Source organism: Steroidobacter flavus, from assembly GCF_042651805.1.
GTDB lineage: Bacteria > Pseudomonadota > Gammaproteobacteria > Steroidobacterales > Steroidobacteraceae > Steroidobacter > Steroidobacter flavus.
The window spans coordinates 1,661,518-1,683,961 of sequence record NZ_JBHSDU010000003.1 but is presented as its reverse complement, the minus strand read 5'-3'; the positions used below and the strand labels follow the sequence as shown (position 1 = coordinate 1,683,961).

Below are 22,444 nucleotides of genomic sequence, written 5' to 3'. Positions count from 1 at the left end.
GTCATTCGATGAGCGATTTATCCGCACAGCGCCGGCCGCGCCGCTCCCGGCTGGTGGTGGGCATTTTCCTGCTCGTGCTGGGTGGGCTGCTGCTGGCAGTCAACCTGGGCTACGGGCTGCCGGCGGGGTGGTGGCAATGGTTGCCGTGGGCGCTGGTCGTTATCGGCGCAGTGGGACTGGTCGTACCGACGCGTCATATGGACCGCGTCGGCGGTGTATGGATGGTGGCGACGGGTGTGTATTTCCTGGCCAGTATTCACAACTGGTGGGGCTTGGGGTGGGGCGGTGCCTGGCCGGTGTTCGTGATCGCCGCGGGCCTGGGCTTCATCCTGCATCGGCATGACGATCGGCTGCCTCCGTCGTCGGGTAACGGTGTGTCATGACCCAGCTGCCCGGAGACGATGGGTTCGATCCCAATCGGGATCCGAATCGAAATCAGGAGCAGGATTGGCCGTTACATCCGCGCCGCTCGCTGCATCATCACAGCCGCCATGAAATGTTTTCGACGCGGCTGATCGTTGGACTCCTCATCATTCTGCTCGGCGGCACCCTGCTCGCCGACAATCTCGGTTGGTTCGAAGCGCGACATGTGTTGCGCAGCCTGTGGCCGCTGGCGCTGGTCGCCGTCGGCGTCGCGATGATTCGTCATCCTCAGCACAAACGCAGTCGTGCATGGGGCTGGGTTCTAGTCACGGTCGGTATCTGGATCTTCCTCGACAAGATCGGCTGGATTCATGTGAGTCTCGGTCAGCTGATATTGCCGGGCATCCTGTTATTCGTCGGTGGCGTGCTGGTGTTTCGTTCGGTGAGCGGGCCGCCGAGCGGATCGGCGGGTGGCGTTCCTCCCGCGCCCGGCGCGCCAGATAGCAACGGCAGTGCCACGAGCAACACCGGCAGCAACAACAACGGCCCGAGTCGGAGTTACTTCAACACCAGCTTTGGCAGCTCGCAGTCGGGCGACACCGCCGAATTCGTCCGCTCGTTCGCGATGCTGTCGGGTCATGAGTTGCGGCCGGTGTCGAGACCGTTTCGTGGCGCCGATCTGAGTGCCATCATGGGCGGCATCAAACTGGATCTGACCAGCGCACGCATGGAAGGCGACAGCGCCGTCATCGAAATATTCGCGTTCTGGGGCGGCGTGGAAATCTATGTGCCGCCGGACTGGACCGTGACCAGCGAAGTGACGACGTTACTGGCGGGCTTCATCGACAAGCGACGTCCCACCACAGTCGTGCCGACCAAACATCTGGTCGTCAAAGGCATGGTCGTGATGGCCGGCGTCGAGATCAAAAATTAATGCATCCGATCTTCAAACACCGCGGCCGCCTGCTGCTGTATCTCGGCGTGTGGGTGGTGTTCGGCCTGTTGCTGACCGTCGTGTTTGTATTCGGCGGCAACGCGCCGGTGGACTGGTCGCTGGAGTTCGCGGTGCCGGTGGCGGTTGCGCTCGGGTTGCAGTCGTTGTCGTTCTGGTACGTCGTGCAGGCGATGCCGCCGGACGACACGCCGGTGGCTCGCATGGTGACGACCTGGAGCATCGCCGGCCTCGTGTCGCTGATCGTATGGCTCGCGATCGCTTATGGCTGGGCGATGTGGCTGGTGCCGGATGGCGAGGTGTATCCGGAGTCGGCGGCGGGGCTGTTGCCTTTGCTGATATTCGCGGGGGCGATTGGGATATCGCTCGCGGTGCTCGGTCATTATCTGGCCGGCGCGTTTCAACGCTCGCGGAATGCAGAGCGTCGTGCACTCGAGCTGCAGGTGCTGGCGCGCGAAGCGGAGTTGAAATCGCTGCGAGCCCAGCTCGATCCGCACTTCCTGTTCAACAGCTTGAATTCGGTGGCCGCGCTGATCGGCAATGACACGCAGGCCGCGCGGCAGATGTGTTTTCTGATGGCGACGTTCTTTCGCAAGAGCTTGACCCTGGCGCGCCAGCAGGCGATTCCTCTGGCGGAGGAAGTGTCTCTGGCCGAAACTTTCCTGGCCATCGAGAAGGTGCGCTTCGGCGATCGGTTGCGCGCCAGTTTCGATATCGCCGAGGACGTGAAGGAAGTGGCGGTGCCGCCGCTGATGTTGCAACCTCTGGTGGAGAATGCGGTTCATCACGGCGTCGCGCACATGCTCGAAGGCGGCGAAGTCTGCGTGCACGCGCATCGGCGTGAAGGATTCCTGGAACTGGTGGTCACCAATCCCTGCGATCCCGATCGCCCGCCTTCGCGCAGCACCGGCGTCGGTCTGGTCAACGTGCGCTCGCGCGTGGAAACATTGTGCGGTCATCGCGCCAGCGTCGATGTCGACGCCAGCGAGACCGCGTTCCGAGTGTCGATTCTGCTGCCCGCCGTCAGCAGTCATGCAACGTCTTAAAGGAAGCCCCCGTGCGTGTCCTGATCGTCGACGATGAAACCCTGGCCCGCTCCATCATGGCCGAGCATCTGGGCAAGTTGCCCGAGATCGAGGTGGTCGGTCAGGCGGCGAACGGTTTCGAGGCGGTGAAGCTGGCCGAGGAGCTGATTCCCGATCTGATGTTTCTGGACATCCAGATGCCCAAGCTGTCCGGCTTCGAAGTCCTGGAATTGTTGGGCGAGCGTGCCCCGGCGGTTATCTTCACCACCGCCTTCGATGAGTTCGCCTTGCGCGCGTTCGAAGTGCACGCGGTGGATTATCTGTTGAAGCCTGTGGAGCCGCCTCGCCTGGCGGCGGCCGTCGAGCGAGCCGCCGAGCGCTTGAGAAACAAAACGCCTGCGCCCTCGGCGGAACAATTGTCGGCATCGGCCCGTCCGCCCGGGCGCACGCTGGAGCGCATTCTGATTCGTCACGAGGGCCGCGTGCACGTGCTGCCGCTCGAACGTATCGATTACATCGAAGCCCAGGACGACTATCTGTCGTTTGCCGCCAGCGGCAAACGGCTGCGTAAACAACAAACCATGAGCGACCTGGAAACTCAGCTGGATCCTACGCGTTTCGTGCGTATCCACCGCTCGTTCATCCTGAACGTGGAACGCCTGGCGCGGATCGACCTGTACGGCAAGGACAGCTGGCTCGCCATCCTGTCGGACGGCACCAAGCTGCCCATGTCGCGGACGGGGCACACCAAATTGAAGGAGCTGATCGGATGAAACCTGAAGGAGGGAATACAGCCATGACCGAAACGCATTCCACCCGCAACGAGCCGCCGCGTTCAGAAGAATTTCAGTTCAGCGGCGATACGCTGCTCACCAAGATCAAGGAGATCATCCGCGCCGGTAACGTCCGTCGCGTGATCATCAAGAACGAGGAGGGCCGCGTATTGATCGATATTCCATTGACGCTGGGTGTCGTGGGCACGCTGCTCGCGCCGCAGCTCGCTGCCATCGGCGCCATTGCCGCGCTGGTGCTGAAGGGCTCCATCGTCATCGAAAAGGAAGCCGAGATTCCTCCGATGGTGACGCCGTCGCCGTGAGTCGCGGGGTGATGTGAGTGGCGAGGCGCATCGGCATCATCGCGATCGTCGCCTTGCTGCTCGCGCCGCTGCGGATGGCGCTCGCGTCCACGGACGACGCGCTCGATAAATATCTGCAGCGTATCGCGGTCAGCCTGCCCGAGAAGACTGCCTGGACGTTGGAGCATATCGAAGGCACGCCGCGGCGTTTGTTAGCGGCACGTGCGTATCTGCGAGCTGGCGACACGTTGCGCTCGCGCTGGAGCTGGACCACGGACGAGATTCAGGCGCATGCCCGCTCGCCGGAATATCGCGCGCTGCTCGACGAGACCGAGCGAGTGCGCAAGCGCTTCGAGTCGCAAAATCCCGGCTACACCTTGTACGCCAACATGGAGGCGCGCAGCCTCGAGCTGCAGATCAGTCGTTTCAACACCAACAAATCCGTGGAGCGCGTCGCTGCCTCCCTGCACAAGCAGGCGCTCACGGAGATTGCAAAACCTGCGTATGAATCCGCGGATCAAGCGGACGCCGTCGAGCGTTTCAAACGATTCCTGGCGGATTGGCGGCCCCCGACGGCCGCGCCGCTCGCGGCCCCGGGGATTTCTCGACACGGTCAGCTGCGGGCCATCGATTTTCAGATCATGAAGGGCGCCGCCATTGTGGCGCCTACCGAGACGGCCACGGTCAAGCGCAATTGGGATGCGCCGGGCTGGACAAAGAAATTGCAGACCGCGCTGGAGGGCAGTAACTTCCGCGGGCCGCTGCAGTCCCCCTACGAGCCGTGGCATTACGAGTACGATCCTTGAGGCCGCTTATGAGAACCGCCGCTCTGTCTTCTTCTTTGATGCTGGGTGCAGCGTTGCTCGCCGGATGCACGGCGACGGCGCCGTCGAAAGTGCGCGTCGACATGGCGGAAAGCGGCCTGCCGAATTGCCAATCGTTCGAGTGGCTGCCGACGCCGCAGCAACCCGCCTCGCTCGCCGAGCAGCGCGTGAAGAGCGAGGTGATGGCGAAGTTGAAAGAGAAGGGGTACGCCGAGGCCACCGAAAAAGGCGATTGTCGCGTGACTTACGTGCTCGATATCCACGAGCGGCCGGTGAACAAACCGGGCGTCGGCGTGGGTGTGGGCGGCGGTTCTGGCGGCGTCGGGGGCGGCATCGGTATCACGCTGCCAATCGGCAAGCGCGCCGAACAGGCTGGCACCTTCACCATCGATATCGTCGACACAGCGAAGAACGCTCAGGTGTGGAGCGGTTCGCTCGACGCTTCGTTCCTCAAGGCTGAGCCGAACGACGATGAAGCGCGCGAGATCGTGGCAAAGGTGCTGGAGAAATATCCGGATCGAGTGCCGAAGTAACGATCACAAGCTCGGCGTACGCGCCGAGGCGTGTGTTTTCTCATAGAGCTCCTGACACTCCACGTCGCGCTCGGCCGTGGGCTCCGCCTGCAATCGCGCCAGCGGGATGTCTCTGCCGCAATCGATACAGTGTCCATAGGTGCCCGCGCTGATCCGCTGCAGCGCTGAGTCGATCATCCTCAGTTCATCGACGTCGCGCTCTATCTCCGTCAGGTTGGTATCGACGACCAGGGCCGCGAACGAGTCGTCCTCGATATCCCGCGCCCGCTCGGCGACTCTGCCCGGGTTCTCTTCGAGCGATTTCGCCCGCGTCCGTTGCACTTCGTCGCGCAACTGTTCCGCCCGGTCCCGCAAGCGAGTCTTGAACTCCAGCGCCTGCTGTTGATCGATCATGTGCGCTCACCTTACTACCTGGACTGGTATGTAACCCGCCGCTGAGCGGCGGGTTCCGGAAGCGGCCGTGAAGGTCCACGGCCACGGCCTCTGTCGGTAATAGTCAGGTACGTCAGCGCTTGTATTTCTCCTTCACCTTCATTGCCGATGACGCCATCCGGCCGAAACTGCGGTCTCGGGCACGGCGCTCGCGAGTCGTCATTTCAGCGAGTGCCGCTTCGCGCTGCAGCTTTCGATAACTCGTGAGCCGCCGCGGATCGAGCTGCCCGGCTGCGATGGCGGCGAGCACGGCGCAGCCCGCTTCCGATTCGTGCTGGCAGTCGCGGAAGCGGCATTGGCTCGCCAATGTTTCGATGTTGTCGAACACGGTGCGCAAGCCGGCCTCGACGGCGCCAATCTTCAGCTCGCGCATGCCCGGCGTATCGATCACCCACGCACCGCTGTCGAGAGCGAACATTTCTCGCGATGTGGTCGTGTGGCGACCTTTGCTGTCGTTCTCTCGAATGCCGCCGGTCGCTTGTTGTGAATTGCCGGTGAGTGTGTTGACCAGCGTGGATTTGCCGACGCCGGAGGAGCCGACGAAGGCGACCGTTTGGCCAGGTTGCAGCCACGGTTCCAGCGCTGCCGCCGCCGCTGCTTCAGTCGCATTAACTGCGATGACCGCAGCCGTTGTGCCCAGTGCGTTCGCTTCATCGATGAAGTTCTCGGCGCTGTCGCATTGGTCGGCCTTGGTGATCACGATCACTGGCTCGACCTGCGCTTCGAACGCCACGGCCAGATATCGCTCCAGACGCGACGGATTGAAGTCGTCATTGCACGAAGTGACCACGAACAGCGTGTCGAGATTCGCTGCAATGGTCTGCACTCGATGATCCGTGCCTGCCGCGTGACGTTTGATCACGGAATAGGGTGTGATCACACGTTGCACGCGCGGTGTTGCGTGCTCGACGAGCACCCAATCACCGACGGTGATGGGCAATTCTTGAGACTCGAGCAAGCGAGCCGGGACGGTCACGGTTACCGTTCCCTGCTCGGAAACAACGACGAGGCCGCTCCGATGCACGCTAGTCACGCGGCCGGGATGGGCGGTGTCTAGATCATCGAGGGTGAGTTGCTGAGAATGAAACGGGCGCCAGCCCAGGCGGGCCAGGGAAATAACAGAAGATGACATGCGTAAACCCCAAAAGAACGCGACGACATCCGCTCCTCGTCAGAGGAACGGGCGTAACAGCGCCGGGGAAACGCACTAGCTCGCTTCAGCGAGCGTGCAGCATCAACCCGGCGGAGATCGTGATTCGCACAGTCATAGTTTTCTTGACCTCTCCTGGGTTGGTGAATGGAAGGAAGGGAAGGTTACCCGCAGGCTTCGAGGCGGGCAAGCTGGATCTAGCTGGCGTCCTATCGCCCGCCATGGTCTGATCCGTTCGTATGAACAAGCCCACCGACGTTTTTGCCGATCCGCAGGCCGTGGCTCAATATGCTGAAGGGCCGCCGCGGCTGGTGCCCGGCTTCGCCGATTTACAACGCATGACGATGCTGCTGCTCGCGGAGCGGGCGCCGGAGAATGCGCGAGTGTTAGTGGTCGGCGCGGGCGGCGGCTTGGAGTTGAAGGTGTTTGCGGAGCGCCAGCCTGGCTGGCAATTCGATGGCGTCGATCCTTCTGCTGAAATGCTGAAGCTGGCTGAGGCGACGCTGGGTCCGCTCATGTCCCGGGTGCGTCTACATCCAGGTTACATCGATATCGCGCCCGAAGGGCCCTTCGATGCAGCCAGTTGTTTGCTGACTCTGCACTTCGTTCAGCCGGAGGAGCGATTGCGCACGGTCCGAGAAATTCGTCGTCGACTGAAACCCGGCGCACCTTTAGTCGTCGCGCATCTCAGTATCCCGCAAGGCGAAGCGGAGCGGGCACTTTGGTTATCGCGCTACGTTTCCTTCGCAGCGTCCTCCGGCGTCGATCGTAACAACGCAGAGAACGCTCGTACCGCCATCGCCGCTCGGCTTCCGATTCTGTCGCCTGAGCAAGACGAAGCGATTCTTCGAGATGGCGGCTTCAGCGATGTCAGTTTGTTCTATACCGGCTTTACGTTTCGCGGCTGGGTTGGGTACGCCGGCTAGGTTTTCCGAGCCCACGCGCAGAACACCATTTCCCACAGGCACGTCGCGTTCGCTGCCTTCCGTTCCGCAGTCAGGCGGTCATCCAATGTTTCCACATCGACCTCCGCCTCAGTGACGATGCCGAGGTGGAGCAAGCGGGGCAGGACTGCGCGAATAATCCAACCTATCGGGTAGTCCGCCGTCGGCGTCAGCACGTTTGCTTCGGCGCGCACGCGTTCGACCGCAAGCCCGGCTGATGTAAGCGCCGAATAAAGATCGAAGCCCATGCGCAGGTTGGCTCCTTCGAGTCGAAGCATCTCCCGCAGCCACGAGCGAACGCGATCGTGCAGCGGCAGCGACGTCTGTCCGTCACTGATCTCGACCATGTCGTGCTCGTGGAATGCAATCACGCCGCCGCGGCGGACCGCATCGCTGAGTTGCGCCACCGCTCGAGTTGCATCGGACTGATACATGAGAACGCGCCGGCCCACCACGGCGTCGAGTGTGCCGCGCTCGGGAAACGCGACATCGAAGCCACCCTCGATGAACGTGATGTTTGAAACGCCGGCCTTCTTAGCGTTCTCCCGGGTCAGCTCGAGCATCTTGGGATTCTGATCGACCGCAAAGACCTGCCCCTGATCGCCGACGCGCCGTGCCAGCATGAGCGCAACCCAGCCCGGGCCGCAGCCGATATCGAGAACGCGCATGCCCGGGCCGATGCCCGCGTCAGCGAGCATTCGCTCGGTCATTTCATCGACGTAGTTGGGCATGGACGCGCGCTCACTCGTGGGTTCCTCGGCCGATGCCGATGGTAACGTGAGCCGGGCGTCCGCGGCGGGCGATTACCGGTGTCCGTATTCAGTGAACACGAAATCGCGATTCTTCACGATCGTGTGACAGGCGAACCCGCACTTTGCATCGTGCTCCTGCGGCGGCTTGCTTGAAGTGTCCGCAGGTGAGAAGGCGTCGGCGGCAGCGTTGTACTTGAACGCGCCGTATCCCCAGCCGCCACTGTCGGCGAACCGCTTGACGTCTTTCACCATGAAATCCACGTCGGCCTGCTTGCCTGGCGCCCAGGGCTGACCCGGGTAAGCCTCCTTCTTGACGGCGTCCCAATGGACCTTCGCCATCTTCGCGCCATCGGGGAACGGCTTGCCGTTGGCCGGGATGCCGGCCTTGTATGCATTGATCATCGCCGGATTGCCGAGAATGGCCGCGAGGTGATCGCCATTGTGACTGACGGAGATGAGCTCCCAGCTTTCGTAGCCTTTGAACTCGGAGAAGGCGAGGCCGCCGGGGACCTTCACTGAATACTTGTCCTGCGCGGCGAACGCGATCGTGGCGGTTAAGGCGGCGCAAGCGGTCAACGCAGCCACATACTTCGAAGCAAGATTCATAGCAAACTCCTCACCGCGCACTGACGCTGGGTATGAAGAAAGCCTACCGGGGGCGTTTTGGGGTTTTATAGTAAAGTCTTGCTCAACCGCATCCGCGGATTGGGTATGCGCAGCACATGACCGAGCACAAGCTACTCCTCGATAAAGGCGCGCTCGTCGCCTTCCTCGATGGCGCGTTCCCCGCCGCCGCGCGGCCCGCGTTCGGCGAAGTGGCGTTCGTGAAACTCAATCACGTGCAGCTCACCTTGCAGCCTCTGCCCGAGATGGAGCGCCCAGGCAACATCGTCTCCGGCCCCGCGCTCATGGGATTGATCGATGTCGCGGCCTATGCCGTCGTGCTTGCTCACATCGGCCCGGTCGCCATGGCCGTGACTCATTCGATGAACGTCGCCTTCCTTCGCGCGTGTCGATGGCGCACCGTAGTTGCCGATGCTCGGCTGCTGAAACTCGGGAAGCGCCTCGCGACGATCGATGTGAGATTGTGGCAGGAGTCGGAGGACCGGCTGATTGCTCAATCTACCGTGGGCTATGCCTTGCCGTAGCGGCCTTACTGCAAGACAAAGACGTTCGATGAAACCCGTATCGACCAGCCGAGTGTTCAGGCAAATGAGCGTGGCTGCACGAGGCGGCTGCTCATGCTGATCGCCAAGGCCTTCCTGCTCTTCGTGCTCACTGCAGTTGCGGAGATCGTTGGTTGTTATCTGCCATATCTCTGGCTCAAGAAAGGCGCCTCCACCTGGTTGCTCGTGCCAGCAGCGCTGAGCCTCGCATTATTCGCGTGGCTCCTCTCACTACACCCCGCCGCAGCAGGCCGCGTCTATGCTGCTTACGGCGGGGTGTATATCGCGGTTGCGCTGTTGTGGCTGTGGAAAATCGACGGCGTTCGTCTCACATCGTGGGACCTCGCCGGCGCGGCGGTCTCGCTGGTGGGAATGGGAATTATCGTCGTGGGTGGCTGGCGGACGTAAGCCACTGCGCCGCCCGCATCGCCCCATCACCAACAACAGTATCTGCAACTGCCGCTGCTCGCGCCCGAGTCCCATCACTCAACGCGGCCGCGAGAGCGGAGGAGAGGGATTCGGCTGTGGGTGTCGGTCCATCATGGGCCGAGCCAATGCCTAAATCCCAAACTCGACCGCCCCAAAAAGGTTGATCGCCGATCTGTGGCACGATCACCTGAGGTGCGCCGGCCCGAGCGGCCGCGGTTGTGGTGCCGGCGCCGCCGTGGTGTACGACGGCGGCTACGCGAGGAAACAATGCTTGTTGGTTGATCTCCCCGATGACGAAGCAGTCGTCGGAATCATCCACCAACGCGAGCTCCGCCCAGCCACGCGACAACAAAACGCGACGGCCTTGGGCGCGCACGACATCGATTGCCATTCGAGCAAAGTCCTTCGGTGCGGGAAGACTGCCGAGGCCCACGTACACGGGCGGAGCGCCGGCGTCGAGAAACGTTAACAGTTCAGAAGGAAGCGGCCGCGCATCCGGCAAAATCCAAGCGCCGGTCTGCACGACATCGAGTTTCGCCGGCCGCCGCCACGGCGCGAGCACGGGATCGGCGGCAAGCAACACTTGATCGCCGTGACAGTAGTCGCGAATGTTGTCGACCTTCGGCAGTCCGACCGAAACACGCAAGGCGTTGAACCCTTCGCCGAACACCTCATTCATCACCTGCACATCCCGATCCCACAGCACCTGATTGTCGGTCACATCGCGTGGAAGAGGATGATTCGGATACTCGAACGGCCGCTGATACGGCGACGGAAGAAATATCGGGCAATACGCCGCGTGCACGTAACGCATGCCCAGCTTTTCAGCAACGGATCGGGCGGCGGACACGGAGGAGAAGAGGCCGGTCGCCACCATCACATCGCATCCCTGAGCCGCGGCGCTGATTGCTTCGTACTGAGCTGCCATCACCTCGGCCGCGAGCTTGGGCAAAGAGAGCGTCGCGCGCTTCGGAATCATTTCGGCAATCCAATCACGCACCGACCTGAACGCTGGCAGCAACGGCACGCCGGCGTCGGCGAAAAGTTTTACAAACTCTTCATCCGGAGGTGCACACACGCGGGCATCCGCGCCGACGGTGCGTAATGCGACGGCAAGGGCGAGTAAAGGTTGAACGTCCCCACGCGATCCGAATGTGCTCAACAGTATGCGCATGTCACGGCCTCCTTACGGCAAGGCCGGCGATACTGCGTCACGCCGCGGGCCTTCCTGCAAGCCCCCGGGTGCGGTATATTCTCATCACGCCAAGCGGAGAACGATTCGCGATCCCGGCGTAACCCCACCCAGTCCTGCCAGGTCATGGCAAAGAAAAAGGACATCAGTCAGGCCGTCCGAGAGATTTGTCTTTGGTTTCCTGAAACCGAAGAAGTGCTCTCGCATGGGTCCCCCGATTTCCGAGTGAAGGGCAAGACCTTCGCGACCTACGTCATCAATCACCACGGCGACGGTCGTATCGCGTTGTGGCTGAACGCGCCTGAAGGCGCGCAGCCTCACTATGTGAAGCAGGAGTCGAAGCACTTCTTCGTGCCGCCCTATGTGGGCCCTCGCGGCTGGTTGGGGGTCAATCTCGACAAGGGCATTTCCTGGAAAACGGTCGCCCGGCTGGTGCGCGAGGCCTATACCAAGGTCGCGCCGGCAGCGCTCACGAGATCGCTCGGTGCCACCGTTGAGATTTCGCCACCCACCGCGACGTTGAAGCCGGAAGATATCGATCCAATGCAGTCCAAGCGTGCGCAGGCGGTATTGAAGGAGCTGCGCGACGTTTGTCTCTCACTGCCCGAGACGAGTGAGGACAAACAGTTTGGTAACCCGGTGTGGCGCGCGGGCAAGAAGGTGTTTGCGCAGGCCTACTGTTATCGAGCAGATCGCAAGCTCCAGCTCGCGTTCTGGGTGGGTGTCGATCAACAGGCGCTGTTGATTCGCGATCCCAGCTTCAGTATTCCCGCGTATCTGGGGCACAACGGCTGGATCGCGCTCGATGTTACGAAGAGTGCGAACTGGCGCGAGATCCGCTCGCTCGCGCTATTCAGCTATCGACACTTCGCGCTCGGCAGAATGCTGAGGGCGCTGGATGCCTGACGCGTCACTGTTCGTTCTTTAGCACCCGGGCTAAAACACTCGCGTCCACATTCCCGCCCGACAGCACCACGCCAACCCGCTTTCCGCCCCACCGATCATTCTGCTGAATCGCGGCCGCAAGCGCCGCTGCGCCGGCGCCTTCGGCGACGTTGTGGGTCGAGGTGTAGATGAGGCGCATCGCACTCGCGACCTCTTCATCGCTGACGGCGATGACATCCTCGACTTCACGCCGAATGATCTCGAGCGCCTCGGGCACGGCGGATCGGCAGGCCATGCCGTCGGCGATGGCCGTGGTGGCCGGGGCGTCGATGGCGACACCGCTTTGAAATGATTTTTGATAGGCCGGCGCCAAGGTTGAGACGACGCCGATCAAACGAGTCTTCACGCCACAATGGGCCCGAGCTACGGAGGCGCCCGTGATGCCTGAACCCAACCCGATCGGAACATACAAAACATCGGGCGGCGACTCGCGCAATGCCTCGAAAAACTCCACGTAGGCCGTGGCGACGCCGCGCACGAGCTCCGGATGATACGAGGGAACACGGTGCAGACCGTCACGCTTCGCAAGCACAGCGGCGTGCTCCGAAGACGCCTGAAAGTCCTCACCGTGCTCCACGAGCTCGACGTCCAACGCACGCATCGCTGCATTTTTCTCGACGGAATTCCCGTGAGGGACAACGACGGTCGCTTTCAACCCGTGCTGTCGGGCTGCGAAACCGATGGACTGCCCGTGATTCCCTCGAGTGGCACTGATCACATGTCGCACGTCAGGATGAGTTCTGCGCAGCCAGTCCGCATAGGTCAATCCGCCGCGCACCTTGAACGCGCCTAGCGGCGTGTGATTCTCATGCTTGACCCAGACGTCGAATCCCAGTGCCTGTTTCAGCAAAGGCCAGTTGTACTGAGGTGTCGGCGGCATGGCCGCGTACACGGTTCGCTTGGCACTCTCGATAGATTCGCGGGTGAAGATCATGGTCGGACGATCCTGGCGCCGGGCTGGTCCTGACAGTGTATAGGCAGGTCAGAGCCATATTCATTCACATCACTACCCCGGCGGGCACGATTTTGCGCCGGGGGAACGAATGGGATGCAACCCGGCGCCGCCGCCAGGCGTCAGAAGCGCATGACCTTGAAAGCACATTGGCTCGCCATTCCCATTCTTCTACTCGTTGTAAAGCTGTCATACGGCGCCGCCACGGTGGAGCAGGACGTAACGGCAGCGGACGCGCGCTTCTGGCGCGCGTACGACGATTGCGACATGGAGCGCATGGGCGAGTTGCTGACCGACGACGTGGAGTTCTATCACGATGTCACGGGACTGACCGTCTCGCGATCGGCTGTGGTGGAATCGCTTCGCAAAGGCCCGTGCGGAGATCGTACGCTGCGCCTCCGGCGCGAGCTTGTAAACGGCAGTCAGAAGTTTCAGCCGCTCGCTGGCGGTTACGCCATCCTGTCCGGCGAACATCGTTTCTATGTGAACCAGCCGGGCAAGCAGGAGCGTGTCGGCAGCCAAGCTGAATTCGTCACCGTGTGGAAGCAGGACGAAGGTCGCTGGCGCATGCATCGCATCCTCAGCTACGCGCATGCGGCGCCACCTTACATTCCGCCCACAAGCTCGCTCACCTTGCCCGGCGCTACGTTGGACAAATACGCCGGCCAGTACATCGCCGAGCGAGCAGGGCCGATCGCCGTGGTCCGCGAGGGCGATCATCTCCAGCTGACGGCCGGGTCGTTCGTCGCCACGCTGTACGCGGAAACGCCCACTCGATTTTTCGCAAAGGAGCGAGACATCCATTTCGAGTTCGAAATGACCGGGAACGGCACCGTGCAGGGTCTGGCGGTCTACGAGAACGGAGCGGTAAGCGAGCGGGCCCAGCGAAGCAAGTGACGTTGCGCAGATCTGCGCCGCTCGTGCGAACTCAGCTATAGTCTCCCTTCTTGGAAGCCAAGCGATCCTCCGCCATGAAGCAGTTATCTATTGGCGCAGCTGTCCTCTTGCTTGCGCAATTTATGCTCGCAACGGTTACATGCGCGGCTGAGCCCGCCGCCGCCAAGGCGCCCATCGTTCATCCCGACAAACGAATCACCTTCTCGCTGAAGGCGCCCGAGGCGCGCAGCGTGGCGGTCGCGGGTGGCGATGGATTGGGCAGCGGTCCGTTCCAGATGACCAAGGATGCCAACGGTATCTGGAGCGTGACCACGCCGCCGGCCGTGCCCGGATTTCATTACTACTGGTTCGTCGTCGACGGTCTTCAGGTCAACGATCCGACCAGCGACACATTCTTCGGTTACGGTAAGCCGACCGGCGGCTTGGAAGTCCCGGAGCAGGGCGCCGATTACTACGCCATCAAGGACGTCCCGCACGGCGAGGTACGAGAGAAAACATATTTCTCAAAGTCGACCGGCGCATGGCGCCGAGCGCTTGTGTATACACCTGCCGAATACGATAAGAACTCGAAGGCTCGCTACCCCGTGCTGTATCTACAACACGGCGCAGGAGAAAACGAGACGGGCTGGACACGACAAGGCCGTGCGCAATTCATTCTTGACAATCTGATCGCCGCCGGCAAAGCGCGACCGATGATCGTGGTGATGGAACGCGGCTACGCAACCCCGGCGACGCCGGATATCCGGCAGGAGAACGTCCAGGCTGCCTTCAGCGCCTTCGAGAAAATCGTCGTCGACGATCTGATCCCGACCATCGACGCGTCCTATCGCACGCTCGCAGACCGCGATCATCGAGCGATGGCGGGATTGTCGATGGGTGGCATGCAAACATTCTTCATCGCTTCTCATCACCTCGACAAATTCGCCTACCTCGCCAACCTCAGCGGACCCATCATCCGCAACGCCGACCTGAGCCACTTTTCGGAAATCTCGATGGACGGGCCGTTCGATACCAAGACGGCCTACGGCGGCATGTTCTCGGATCCCGCCGCTTTCAACAAACGCGTCCGACTGCTTTGGGTCGGCGTCGGGACCGCCGAACCCGAAATGTTTCGCACCAGCATCGGCGGTGCCGTCAAAGCGTTGAAGTCAGCCGGTGTGCAGCTGGTGTACTTCGAATCCGACGGCACCGCTCACGAATGGCAGACCTGGCGGCGCAGCCTGAACGATCTGGCGCCGCGACTGTTTCGCTGACGATCCTGATCGGAACGGCTTGCTCGACTATCTTGTCTTCGGCTATTCGCTCACGGCGGTGCAACTGGTGGGGATGGCGGCGATTGTCGGCGGGCTGGTGGTCGCGAACTCGCGATGAAGTCGAGTATTAGCGAAGCCGCTTCGGCCGAGTGAGTTTCGAGCAACAAATGCCCGGCGTCGAAGATGTGAGCTTCCATTCTCGGCAGGTCTCGCAGCCACGATTCGACTTCGGCGATGTCGAAGAAGGCATCGTGCCGGCCCCAGAGCATTAGTGAGCGTGGCTGCCAGCGTTCGAGATAGTTTGTGATGTCATCGAAGCGCGCAACGTAGCGCCCATAGTCCGCTATGAGCGCTCGTTGCGTCTCCATTCGGCCCGGCAAGCACATCACGCGCCAGTCTTCCTTCCATTCTTCGTCAGAGATTTGCGCGGCCACGTCGGACGGGACATTGGCGATGTACTGGTCGCGCGTGCCCTCGAAAGTTAGATGCGCTGTCGCCTCCGCCTCGTTCTTCGCGGTTGGCTGCGCCCAATAGGCTTGAGTCGCCGCCCATCCCGGCCCGTGGCCGGTTCGATGAGCGTTGGCGTTCTGGATGATGAGACCCAGCACTTTTTCGGGCGCTTGCAGGGCGATGTGAAATCCCACGGGCGCACCGAAATCATGAAGGTAGATGTAGCGCGCCCCGATCGCGAGCTTCTCCAGCAATTCCGAGATCGCTGCACCGAAGGCGGGGAATGAGGCTGTAGGCAGGGCGTCAGACTCACCGAAGCCGGGCAGATCTGGCGCGACGAGGTAAGCAACTTCAGACAGCTCGACCATCACCTTCCGAAACATTCGCGCGGCGTTCGGAAATCCATGCAGGAGCAACACGGCCGGCTTGGATGCGTCACCAGCCGTAATGAAGGACAACTCCGTGCCGCCGGACAGGCGAATTCGTTGCCGGGTCGCTGGGCGCATGTCCGAACTCCTTTCCTCGACCATCAACGTTAACGCAGCGGCCGATCCGGCGTTCCGGCTCGCTTACCCGAAATATTCCCTCCGCTACCCGCCGCCGCCGTGGCGCCGGCCGGTAGGACGCGTTTCCATTGGGCATCCGGCATCGAGCGATCCGGATCAAACGGCCTCGCTGGGCGTCCGAGAGGTGAGATGACAATGATTCGTTCGAGCTTGTGGATGCGACTTGCGTCAATGGTCGCGGTCACTCTGATTCTGTCTGCGCCGGCAGCGCGAGCCGAGCAAACAACGCCCGCGGCCACGCCCGGCTACACAATGCCATCGACGCACATGTGGGAGATGACATCCACCGGCGGCGAGATCTATCGCATCTTCGTTTCCTATCCCGCGGCCGACCCGCCGGCGGATGGCTATCCCGTGTTGTATGTACTGGATGGGAATGCGTCGTTCGCCGGCTTCGCGGAAGCGCGGCGAATCCAGGAGCGGTTTGATCTTGGCAAGTCGATCATCGTCGGCGTGGGATATCCGACTGATCTGGCCTATGACCTGCGACGCCTCAACGATTACACCATGCCGATGCTGGATCCGCCGCCCGCGCGATGGAAGGGGCTGGCGAAGTACAAGAGTGGTGGTTGGGATACGTTTCTCGATTTCCTCACCGGCAAGCTGCGCACGGAAATCAGCAAACGCTACAAGATCGATCTGAACAGACAATCGTTGTTCGGTCATTCGCTGGGCGGACTGCTCGCGCTTCACACGCTGTATTCACGACCGCAGGCATTCGAGTCGATTGTCGCTGCGAGCCCGTCGCTGGAATGGAACGAACAGGGTGTGCTTGCGGAAGAGCGTGCATTCGCCGCGCGGTTGGCGAGTGGCAAGGTCGGCAAGACGAGTCGGCTATTGGTGGTCGTCGGCGGACGCGACGTCGATGACGATCCATACGGTGCGGAGTCCTTCGCGAACCGGATGGAACAACTGTCGGGTTACGGTCTGCGCACGCGCTTCCGGCGATATGAGGAAGAAGGTCACATGACTGTGCCGGCCCGCGCAGTGACCGACACGTTGCGGTTCGTCTTCGAACCTCACTAATGTTCCACGGCTCGACCGGCCAGCATCGAGCCGTGAAACGATCGAAGCTCTAAGCTGCCTTACCTGCCGCGAGTGCGTGAACATCGGCAGCCCTCAATGCCTTGCCGCCGATGGCCCAATCGCCGCCTTCGAATTCGTTGATACGAACCCAGGTGACGGGCCGCATGTTCTCGCCTTCCACCGCAATCATCGCTTCGGTGACCTTGGCAATCAGGTCTTTCTTCTGCGAGGGCGTGAAGACGTCTTTGATCACATCGATAGTAACGAGGGGCATGGTCATCTCCTGACATGGGTCTGGGCGGACGATTCCGGGGCCAGTGAGGAAATCGTGTCACGCCGAGGCCGGCGAAGCTTGCAGACGGCATGGAGAAATCCTGGAGATTGTTGGGAATCGAGGCGCTGCCGTATCCTAGCGGCACGATGCGCTACACCTTCGATCGGTTCGAGCTGGATCTGGCGACCGTCGAGCTGCGGGCGGACGGCGAGGTCGTGAGCCTCGAGCCGCAGGTGTTCGCATTGCTCGCGCTGCTGGTCGAAAACGGCGAGCGCGCGGTTTCGAAGGACGAAATCATTGAAAAGATCTGGGACGGCCGCGTCGTCTCGGAGGCGGCGGTGGCAAGCCGGGTGAAGACCGCTCGCCAGGCGCTGGGCGATGACGGTAAGTCACAGAAATACATCAGAACACTGCACGGTCACGGCTATCGTTTCGTGGCCAAGGCCGCGCGCACTGCGGCGTCGGCACCGCTGCCAACCATCGGATCGCATAGGCCCGATCCTGGCCTGGTGGAAATGGTCCACCGCCTGGACCGGATGTCCCGGCCCTCGCTCGCGGTGCTGCCGTTTCGTTACGTTGCTGGCGATGAACGGTATGCCGCGCTGGCGAGCGCGCTACCAGATGAGTTGATCACCGACCTGGCGCGATTGCGATGGCTGCTCGTCACGGCTCGCGGCTCATCGTTCCGCCTTCGCGCGCCGGACGCTGACTTCGGCGACATCGGGCGTTTGCTCGGCGTCCGTTATTGCCTGTCAGGGACGGTCGAGGTCTCCGGGGATCGGCTGGTGGTGCTGGTGGATCTGGTGGACACCAGTGACGGCGCCGTCATCTGGGCCGATCGTTTCTCCGGTCGGATCGACGATGTGCACGCGATGCGTGAGCAGATTCGATCCCAGGTGCTGATGGCGCTCGAGATTCGCATTCCCTTGCACGAGGCTTCGCTCGCGCGCCTCGCCGCTGTCGAGAATCTGGACGCGTGGTCTGCCTATCATCTGGGCTTACAGCATTTGTATCGATTCAATCGCGTCGATAACAGCGCGGCGATGAATCTGTTCCAGCGGGCGGTGGGGCTGGACGCAACGTTCGCTCGCGCGAACGCGGGCCTGTCGTTCGTTCATTTCCAAAGTGCGTTCATGCATTACACCGACGACATTCCCGGCGCGATCGCTCAGGCACGTCGCTTCGCCGAGCGCGGCCTCGAGCTCGATCCGTTCGATCCTTTCGTCAACTTCACCATGGGGCGCACCTATTGGCTCGAAGGCGATCTCGACACCAGCTTGAGCTGGCTCGAACGCGCGACCGATATCAGTCCTCACTATGCGCAGGGCATTTACGCTCGCGCGTGGACGGAGGCGTTATCGGGAAAGGCCGTCGACGGTCGCGAGCATGTCGATCTGGCCATGCGCCTGAGCCCGCTCGATCCACTGCATTACGCGATGCTCGCCACGCGCGCACTGACTCATTTGGCGTCCAACGAAGACGACCAGGCCGCCCATTGGGCCGAACGCGGCGCCCGCTCGCCCGGCGCGCACGTGCTGATTCGCGTGATTGCCGCCGCCGCTCACACACTCGTCGGCGACACGACTCGCGCCGCCTTCTGGGCGGACAACGTGCGCCAGCGCAACGATGGGCTGACGCGCGAAGTTTTCTTTCAGTCGTTTCCGATGAAGTCGGAGCCGATGCGCGCCCGGTTGGCTCGGGCGTTGGTGGAGTTGGGGTTTCGATAGGATCTCGTATGTATCTGCCAGAGAAGTTTGCTGAGTCCCGGTCTGAGGAATTGTTTCGTCTGATGCGCGAGCATCCGTTGGGCATGCTGGTGACCCATACATCCAGCGGCCTCGAAGCCAACCATCTGCCCTTTCTTCTGGATGAGGGGCGAAGTGCGTTGCTGGCGCATGTGGCGCGTGCCAATCCGATCTGGCGTGAAGTGAATGAAGGTGCGGAGGTGTTGGTAGTATTCCGGGGCGCGCAGGGGTACATCTCGCCCAACTGGTATCCGACCAAACAGGAAACGCATCGGCATGTGCCGACGTGGAATTACGAGGTCGTGCATGCGCATGGTCGTATTCATGTGCGTGACGATGAGAAATTCGTTCGTGGCGTGGTGGCGCGGTTGACCCGAACTCATGAGGGCGGCGAGCCGCAACCCTGGAAGATGACCGATGCCCCTGAGGATTACATAGCGGAGCAGTTGAGTCACATCGTCGGCATCGAGGTCGAGCTCACGCGCCTGGAGGGTAAGCGCAAGCTCAGCCAGAATCGTGAGCCTCGCGACTTCAACGGCACGGTGAGTGCGCTGGATGAAAGAGGATGTAAGGATCTGGCGTCGGCGATGAGGCGAGCGCTCGGCGAATAAAACGCGTTCGTTGATTCGCCAGGATCAGCCTGTCTGAACTGCCGGCGAGGGAGGCGGTGAACTCTCGACGTTTCTGCGGGCTGGCCGCATCTATTTCGGCGTAACGTCCTCCACCACTTCGTAGTGACGCACCGTGCGATCGTAGTCGCTCAACGCCGCGACGGCTCCGGGCTCAACGACCGCTCGATCGAGATCAGCGCCGGCGAACGCGCGAACGGCGTCCATTGAGCTCCAGCGAGTCAGGACCACGAACTCTACGCGTTCGCCATCCTCACGCTTGCTCAGCGTCGCACCCAGAAAGCCCGGGACGTCGCGCAGTTCCGGTACGACGCGTGTGAGAAAGTGAGTTGGATATTCGCCAGCTCTGGCGCGAGGTGCGCGACCTCGCCATTCGCGAATGATCATGAGATCTCTTCCTGCTTGAGCCCCAATGGAAACAAACACGCCCGGGAAGCTTACGCTTGCCCGGGCGTGGCGAGTGCGAATCTAACGAAACGATCAGTGCTCTTCGGCGCGGAACGTCTCGTGGCAACCTTTGCAGGTCTTGCCGGTGTCGGCGAACGCGGTCTTGATGGCCGCGACGTCACCGCTGTTGGCGGCGGTCTGCAGCTTCGGAGCGGCGTCGGCGAAATTCTTGATCGCGGTCTTGAACTCGGCCGGCTTGCTCCAGATCTCGGCCTTCGCCTGCGTTTTGCCGGCTTCCGGGCCGGAGCCCGCCGGGAACCACTTCTCCTGGTTGACCGAAGCATCGTTCACCACTTTCGCGGCGCTCTTGATGGCGGCCAGATCCGGCTTGTCGGTCTTGATCTGATCGCGGATCACTTTGAAGGAATCGCCGAGCTCGTGATAGTGATCGTGACGGGCCTTCTGCAGCTCTTTGACATTGGCCGGCTCGGAGGCCTGGGCCGCCACCAGCGCGAGGGCGGGGGCCAGCAAGGTCGCAAACACGGCGGAACGAAGCACTCGATTCATGGATGACACCTGGCTATGCAATGGAGGGCTGGGCTTGAAACGGCCGAAGCTTATCCAACTTCGCCTGACGGTGTGCTGACTTTTCTGTTATGCACTAATCACGTCGGCGTTTCTTGACCCGGTTGTTACCGGCTATGCTCCGGGCTCGAATTGAAGCGAGCAAGCAATGAACAAGACACGAGCATGGATAATCGCGGCCGTCGCCGCTGTGTTGGGCGCCTGCGCCAGCACTCCAAGCCAACCGCCCGCGCCGCCGGCGCAGAAGGCGGCGGATCTCACCGGCACTTGGGTGCTGACGACCGACAGTCGCGTGGGGACGCAGGATGCGCAGATGATCGTGCGCCAGACCGGCTCGGCGCTGGCTGGCACGATCACCGGTCAGGCCGGCCCCGTTCCTTACACGGGAAAGGTCAACGGCGAGGCGGTGGCGTTCGACTTCATCCTCAAGGTCCAGGGCACCGACATGAAGTTCGACTACACCGGCACGGTGGCGGGCGACACCATGAAGGGTAAGGCGGTGTTCGGTCAGTTCGGCGAAGGCACGTTCACGGCCAAGCGTCAGTAACCAAAAGGTCGCGCCTCGGCTCGACCCAGTTCGGCACCCATCGCGGACAGTGGGGTTGATCGCCGATCACGACTTCCGCAAATCCCAGCTCCGGTTCGCGGTCATAGCGCAGGTCGCCGAGCACCAGCCCGTCCTTGACGTTGGCGAGCCAGGGCATGCGAATGAAGCGGAACGCAGCGGCCGCTTCGCAATGGGTCCGCGCGATCTCCGCGAGTCGATCGATGGGCGAACCGATCTGCCCATACCATTTCACCTGCTCGGTGCTTTCTTTGGGAACAGACACGAGCGGCGCGGTGATTTCGATATCGAGGCTGCGGCTGAGACATTGATCGGCCGTCAGCCAGGCGGAGAACATCGCCAGCATCGCTCGTCGCACGACAGCCTGGTCCGATTCCTTTTGTAACATCATCACTTCCCAGCACGCCGGATTAACGGGCATGGGCGTGACGATGCGATCGAGCAGCGGGCTGTCCGGGAACTGTTGAGCGGCGATCGCATCGATTCGCGATCTCGCCATGTTTGCCGTGATGACGAACATCGCGGTTGCTCCCAGCCATACAGCGACGCCGGCCGCCAGCGCAACCTTGTTGGGCGCGCGTTGCCCGATCAAGAGCATCGCCGCGACCAGTAAGGAACAAACGACCGCCAACGGTCGCGGCACCATGCCGCTGAAAAAGCACAGCGCGATCGCCGCCACCATGAGCAGCAGCACCAGGAACCGCGCGATGTGAGTCCTGAAAATGAAAGCGAGCGGGGCACAGGCGGCCCAGAACAGCGGCTCGATGATGAACACCGAATCGCCATAGAACCAGCGATTGTCCACCGGCCAGAATGGATGCACGCCGTAGTTATTGGTGAAGTCCATCGCGATGTGAAGCAACGGCGTGAACAACAGGACTGCGGTCAGCAGCGCGTAGTCCTGCGATGATGCTTGCAAGCCGCGTCGGCGTAGCCACCAGCGTGTGACCGCGAGGGTCGCCAGGCCCAGCAGAAGTGCGATCAAAACCGTATGCGTGTGGCCGCGATGATGTAGCAGATAGTTCAGCTTGCCGTCGAAGAAGGAATACAACAGATCGGCATCGGGCAGATTGCTGCCGATCGCGGCCAGCGTGACGCACAGGTTGCGACGAGTGGTCGCCGGCAGGGTACTGCGCCGGCTGGGCGCGACCCGGGCGGCAACCTCACCAACCAACGTGCCGATGATGGTGTGAGTGACGTTATCCATCCGGCCAGTGTACTGATACCGCACATCGGTTGACACGCGCCGCCCCGCCGAGGCAAGCTCACTGAAAATCATCATCTGATGAATTAATTCAGGGGGCGGCCAGACGCGATAGCGATTGCGCCGTGA

General features: G+C 61.8%; 28 protein-coding genes. 17 read left to right on the top strand and 11 right to left on the bottom strand.

What is annotated here, in order from left to right; all coding sequences use genetic code 11:
• Window positions 1-8 precede the first annotated feature (8 nt).
• Genes ACFPN2_RS12825 through ACFPN2_RS12795 form a run of 7 tightly spaced genes read left to right on the top strand, consistent with a single transcriptional unit; the run spans window position 9 to window position 4,772 of the window.
• Window positions 9-383, top strand: a complete 375-nt coding sequence (locus ACFPN2_RS12825) for a LiaF transmembrane domain-containing protein (protein ID WP_380597071.1) — start codon at window positions 9-11, stop codon at window positions 381-383.
• Window positions 380-1,297: a LiaF transmembrane domain-containing protein gene (locus ACFPN2_RS12820; RefSeq protein ID WP_380597069.1), complete on the top strand. Its 918-nt coding sequence runs from the start codon at window positions 380-382 to the stop codon at window positions 1,295-1,297. Before ACFPN2_RS12825 ends, ACFPN2_RS12820 begins: the two co-directional genes overlap by 4 nt.
• Window positions 1,297-2,361, top strand: coding sequence for a sensor histidine kinase (locus ACFPN2_RS12815; RefSeq protein ID WP_380597067.1), 1,065 nt, complete (start codon window positions 1,297-1,299; stop codon window positions 2,359-2,361). Before ACFPN2_RS12820 ends, ACFPN2_RS12815 begins: the two co-directional genes overlap by 1 nt.
• An 11-nt stretch (window positions 2,362-2,372) precedes the next feature.
• Window positions 2,373-3,113, top strand: a complete 741-nt coding sequence (locus ACFPN2_RS12810) for a LytR/AlgR family response regulator transcription factor (protein ID WP_380597065.1) — start codon at window positions 2,373-2,375, stop codon at window positions 3,111-3,113.
• Window positions 3,114-3,136: 23 nt separating this feature from the next.
• A complete protein-coding gene (locus ACFPN2_RS12805; RefSeq protein ID WP_380597063.1) occupies window positions 3,137-3,436 on the top strand; it encodes a DUF4342 domain-containing protein in 300 nt (99 codons plus the stop codon).
• A gap of 17 nt (window positions 3,437-3,453) precedes the next feature.
• The gene (locus ACFPN2_RS12800; RefSeq protein WP_380597061.1) at window positions 3,454-4,221 is read left to right on the top strand and encodes a hypothetical protein; all 768 of its coding nucleotides are present in this window, start codon (window positions 3,454-3,456) and stop codon (window positions 4,219-4,221) included.
• A gap of 8 nt (window positions 4,222-4,229) precedes the next feature.
• A complete protein-coding gene (locus ACFPN2_RS12795) occupies window positions 4,230-4,772 on the top strand; it encodes a DUF4136 domain-containing protein (protein WP_380597059.1) in 543 nt (180 codons plus the stop codon).
• Window positions 4,773-4,775: 3 nt separating this feature from the next.
• Here the strand turns inward: ACFPN2_RS12795 and ACFPN2_RS12790 are convergent, their stop codons facing one another.
• Both ACFPN2_RS12790 and rsgA read right to left on the bottom strand, forming a co-directional pair.
• Window positions 4,776-5,165 (bottom strand): TraR/DksA family transcriptional regulator, encoded by a 390-nt coding sequence (locus ACFPN2_RS12790; RefSeq protein ID WP_380597057.1) that lies wholly within the window; start codon window positions 5,163-5,165, stop codon window positions 4,776-4,778.
• Between the two features lie 112 nt (window positions 5,166-5,277).
• Window positions 5,278-6,336: a ribosome small subunit-dependent GTPase A gene (gene rsgA, locus ACFPN2_RS12785; RefSeq protein WP_380597055.1), complete on the bottom strand. Its 1,059-nt coding sequence runs from the start codon at window positions 6,334-6,336 to the stop codon at window positions 5,278-5,280.
• A gap of 257 nt (window positions 6,337-6,593) precedes the next feature.
• Between rsgA and ACFPN2_RS12780 the strand changes: the two genes are divergently transcribed.
• A complete protein-coding gene (locus tag ACFPN2_RS12780) occupies window positions 6,594-7,280 on the top strand; it encodes a class I SAM-dependent methyltransferase (RefSeq protein WP_380597054.1) in 687 nt (228 codons plus the stop codon).
• Here the strand turns inward: ACFPN2_RS12780 and ACFPN2_RS12775 are convergent.
• Both ACFPN2_RS12775 and ACFPN2_RS12770 read right to left on the bottom strand, forming a co-directional pair.
• Window positions 7,277-8,029, bottom strand: coding sequence for a class I SAM-dependent methyltransferase (locus ACFPN2_RS12775; protein ID WP_380597052.1), 753 nt, complete (start codon window positions 8,027-8,029; stop codon window positions 7,277-7,279). The two genes, ACFPN2_RS12780 and ACFPN2_RS12775, sit on opposite strands and share 4 nt — an antisense overlap.
• 72 nt (window positions 8,030-8,101) lie before the next feature.
• Window positions 8,102-8,656: a cytochrome P460 family protein gene (locus tag ACFPN2_RS12770; RefSeq protein WP_380597050.1), complete on the bottom strand. Its 555-nt coding sequence runs from the start codon at window positions 8,654-8,656 to the stop codon at window positions 8,102-8,104.
• 116 nt (window positions 8,657-8,772) lie between these two features.
• Between ACFPN2_RS12770 and ACFPN2_RS12765 the strand changes: the two genes are divergently transcribed.
• Window positions 8,773-9,198 carry a PaaI family thioesterase gene (locus ACFPN2_RS12765; RefSeq protein WP_380597048.1) on the top strand — a complete coding sequence of 142 codons (426 nt, stop codon included), beginning with the start codon at window positions 8,773-8,775 and terminating at the stop codon, window positions 9,196-9,198.
• Between the two features lie 93 nt (window positions 9,199-9,291).
• Entirely contained in the window at window positions 9,292-9,624 is a 333-nt protein-coding gene (locus ACFPN2_RS12760) for a YnfA family protein (protein ID WP_380597046.1), read from the top strand.
• On the opposite strand, the gene ACFPN2_RS12755 is transcribed toward ACFPN2_RS12760, so the two are convergent.
• A complete protein-coding gene (locus tag ACFPN2_RS12755) occupies window positions 9,596-10,819 on the bottom strand; it encodes a glycosyltransferase (RefSeq protein ID WP_380597044.1) in 1,224 nt (407 codons plus the stop codon). The genes ACFPN2_RS12760 and ACFPN2_RS12755 overlap by 29 nt on opposite strands.
• Window positions 10,820-10,963: 144 nt before the next feature.
• On the opposite strand from ACFPN2_RS12755, the gene ACFPN2_RS12750 reads away from it, so the two are divergent.
• A complete protein-coding gene (locus tag ACFPN2_RS12750; protein ID WP_380597042.1) occupies window positions 10,964-11,743 on the top strand; it encodes an MmcQ/YjbR family DNA-binding protein in 780 nt (259 codons plus the stop codon).
• Between the two features lie 4 nt (window positions 11,744-11,747).
• Here the strand turns inward: ACFPN2_RS12750 and ACFPN2_RS12745 are convergent, their stop codons facing one another.
• Window positions 11,748-12,716 (bottom strand): threonine dehydratase, encoded by a 969-nt coding sequence (locus tag ACFPN2_RS12745; protein ID WP_380597041.1) that lies wholly within the window; start codon window positions 12,714-12,716, stop codon window positions 11,748-11,750.
• 114 nt (window positions 12,717-12,830) lie between these two features.
• On the opposite strand from ACFPN2_RS12745, the gene ACFPN2_RS12740 reads away from it, so the two are divergent.
• Together ACFPN2_RS12740 and ACFPN2_RS12735 are read left to right on the top strand one after the other, a co-directional pair.
• Window positions 12,831-13,631, top strand: coding sequence for a nuclear transport factor 2 family protein (locus ACFPN2_RS12740; protein ID WP_380597039.1), 801 nt, complete (start codon window positions 12,831-12,833; stop codon window positions 13,629-13,631).
• Window positions 13,632-13,753: 122 nt separating this feature from the next.
• Entirely contained in the window at window positions 13,754-14,884 is a 1,131-nt protein-coding gene (locus ACFPN2_RS12735; protein WP_380597037.1) for an esterase, read from the top strand.
• A gap of 50 nt (window positions 14,885-14,934) precedes the next feature.
• Here ACFPN2_RS12735 and ACFPN2_RS12730 read toward each other — a convergent pair whose 3' ends face one another.
• The gene (locus ACFPN2_RS12730) at window positions 14,935-15,840 is read right to left on the bottom strand and encodes an alpha/beta fold hydrolase (protein WP_380597035.1); all 906 of its coding nucleotides are present in this window, start codon (window positions 15,838-15,840) and stop codon (window positions 14,935-14,937) included.
• A 195-nt stretch (window positions 15,841-16,035) separates the two neighbouring features.
• Here ACFPN2_RS12730 and ACFPN2_RS12725 point away from each other — a divergent pair, with 195 nt between their 5' ends.
• The gene (locus ACFPN2_RS12725; RefSeq protein WP_380597033.1) at window positions 16,036-16,926 is read left to right on the top strand and encodes an alpha/beta hydrolase; all 891 of its coding nucleotides are present in this window, start codon (window positions 16,036-16,038) and stop codon (window positions 16,924-16,926) included.
• A gap of 49 nt (window positions 16,927-16,975) precedes the next feature.
• On the opposite strand, the gene ACFPN2_RS12720 is transcribed toward ACFPN2_RS12725, so the two are convergent.
• A complete protein-coding gene (locus ACFPN2_RS12720; RefSeq protein ID WP_129781067.1) occupies window positions 16,976-17,200 on the bottom strand; it encodes a tautomerase family protein in 225 nt (74 codons plus the stop codon).
• 89 nt (window positions 17,201-17,289) lie between these two features.
• Here ACFPN2_RS12720 and ACFPN2_RS12715 point away from each other — a divergent pair, with 89 nt between their 5' ends.
• Entirely contained in the window at window positions 17,290-18,927 is a 1,638-nt protein-coding gene (locus tag ACFPN2_RS12715; protein ID WP_380597031.1) for a winged helix-turn-helix domain-containing tetratricopeptide repeat protein, read from the top strand.
• An 8-nt stretch (window positions 18,928-18,935) separates the two neighbouring features.
• Window positions 18,936-19,556, top strand: a complete 621-nt coding sequence (locus tag ACFPN2_RS12710) for an FMN-binding negative transcriptional regulator (protein WP_380597029.1) — start codon at window positions 18,936-18,938, stop codon at window positions 19,554-19,556.
• Window positions 19,557-19,646: 90 nt separating this feature from the next.
• Here ACFPN2_RS12710 and ACFPN2_RS12705 read toward each other — a convergent pair whose 3' ends face one another.
• Complete coding sequence (locus ACFPN2_RS12705) at window positions 19,647-19,961, bottom strand: antibiotic biosynthesis monooxygenase family protein (protein ID WP_380597027.1); 315 nt, start codon at window positions 19,959-19,961, stop codon at window positions 19,647-19,649.
• A gap of 93 nt (window positions 19,962-20,054) precedes the next feature.
• Window positions 20,055-20,528, bottom strand: a complete 474-nt coding sequence (locus ACFPN2_RS12700) for a c-type cytochrome (protein WP_380597025.1) — start codon at window positions 20,526-20,528, stop codon at window positions 20,055-20,057.
• Between the two features lie 166 nt (window positions 20,529-20,694).
• Between ACFPN2_RS12700 and ACFPN2_RS12695 the strand changes: the two genes are divergently transcribed.
• A complete protein-coding gene (locus tag ACFPN2_RS12695) occupies window positions 20,695-21,093 on the top strand; it encodes a hypothetical protein (RefSeq protein ID WP_380597024.1) in 399 nt (132 codons plus the stop codon).
• Here the strand turns inward: ACFPN2_RS12695 and ACFPN2_RS12690 are convergent.
• A complete protein-coding gene (locus ACFPN2_RS12690) occupies window positions 21,074-22,354 on the bottom strand; it encodes a metal-dependent hydrolase (RefSeq protein ID WP_380597022.1) in 1,281 nt (426 codons plus the stop codon). The genes ACFPN2_RS12695 and ACFPN2_RS12690 overlap by 20 nt on opposite strands.
• Window positions 22,355-22,444 lie beyond the last annotated feature (90 nt).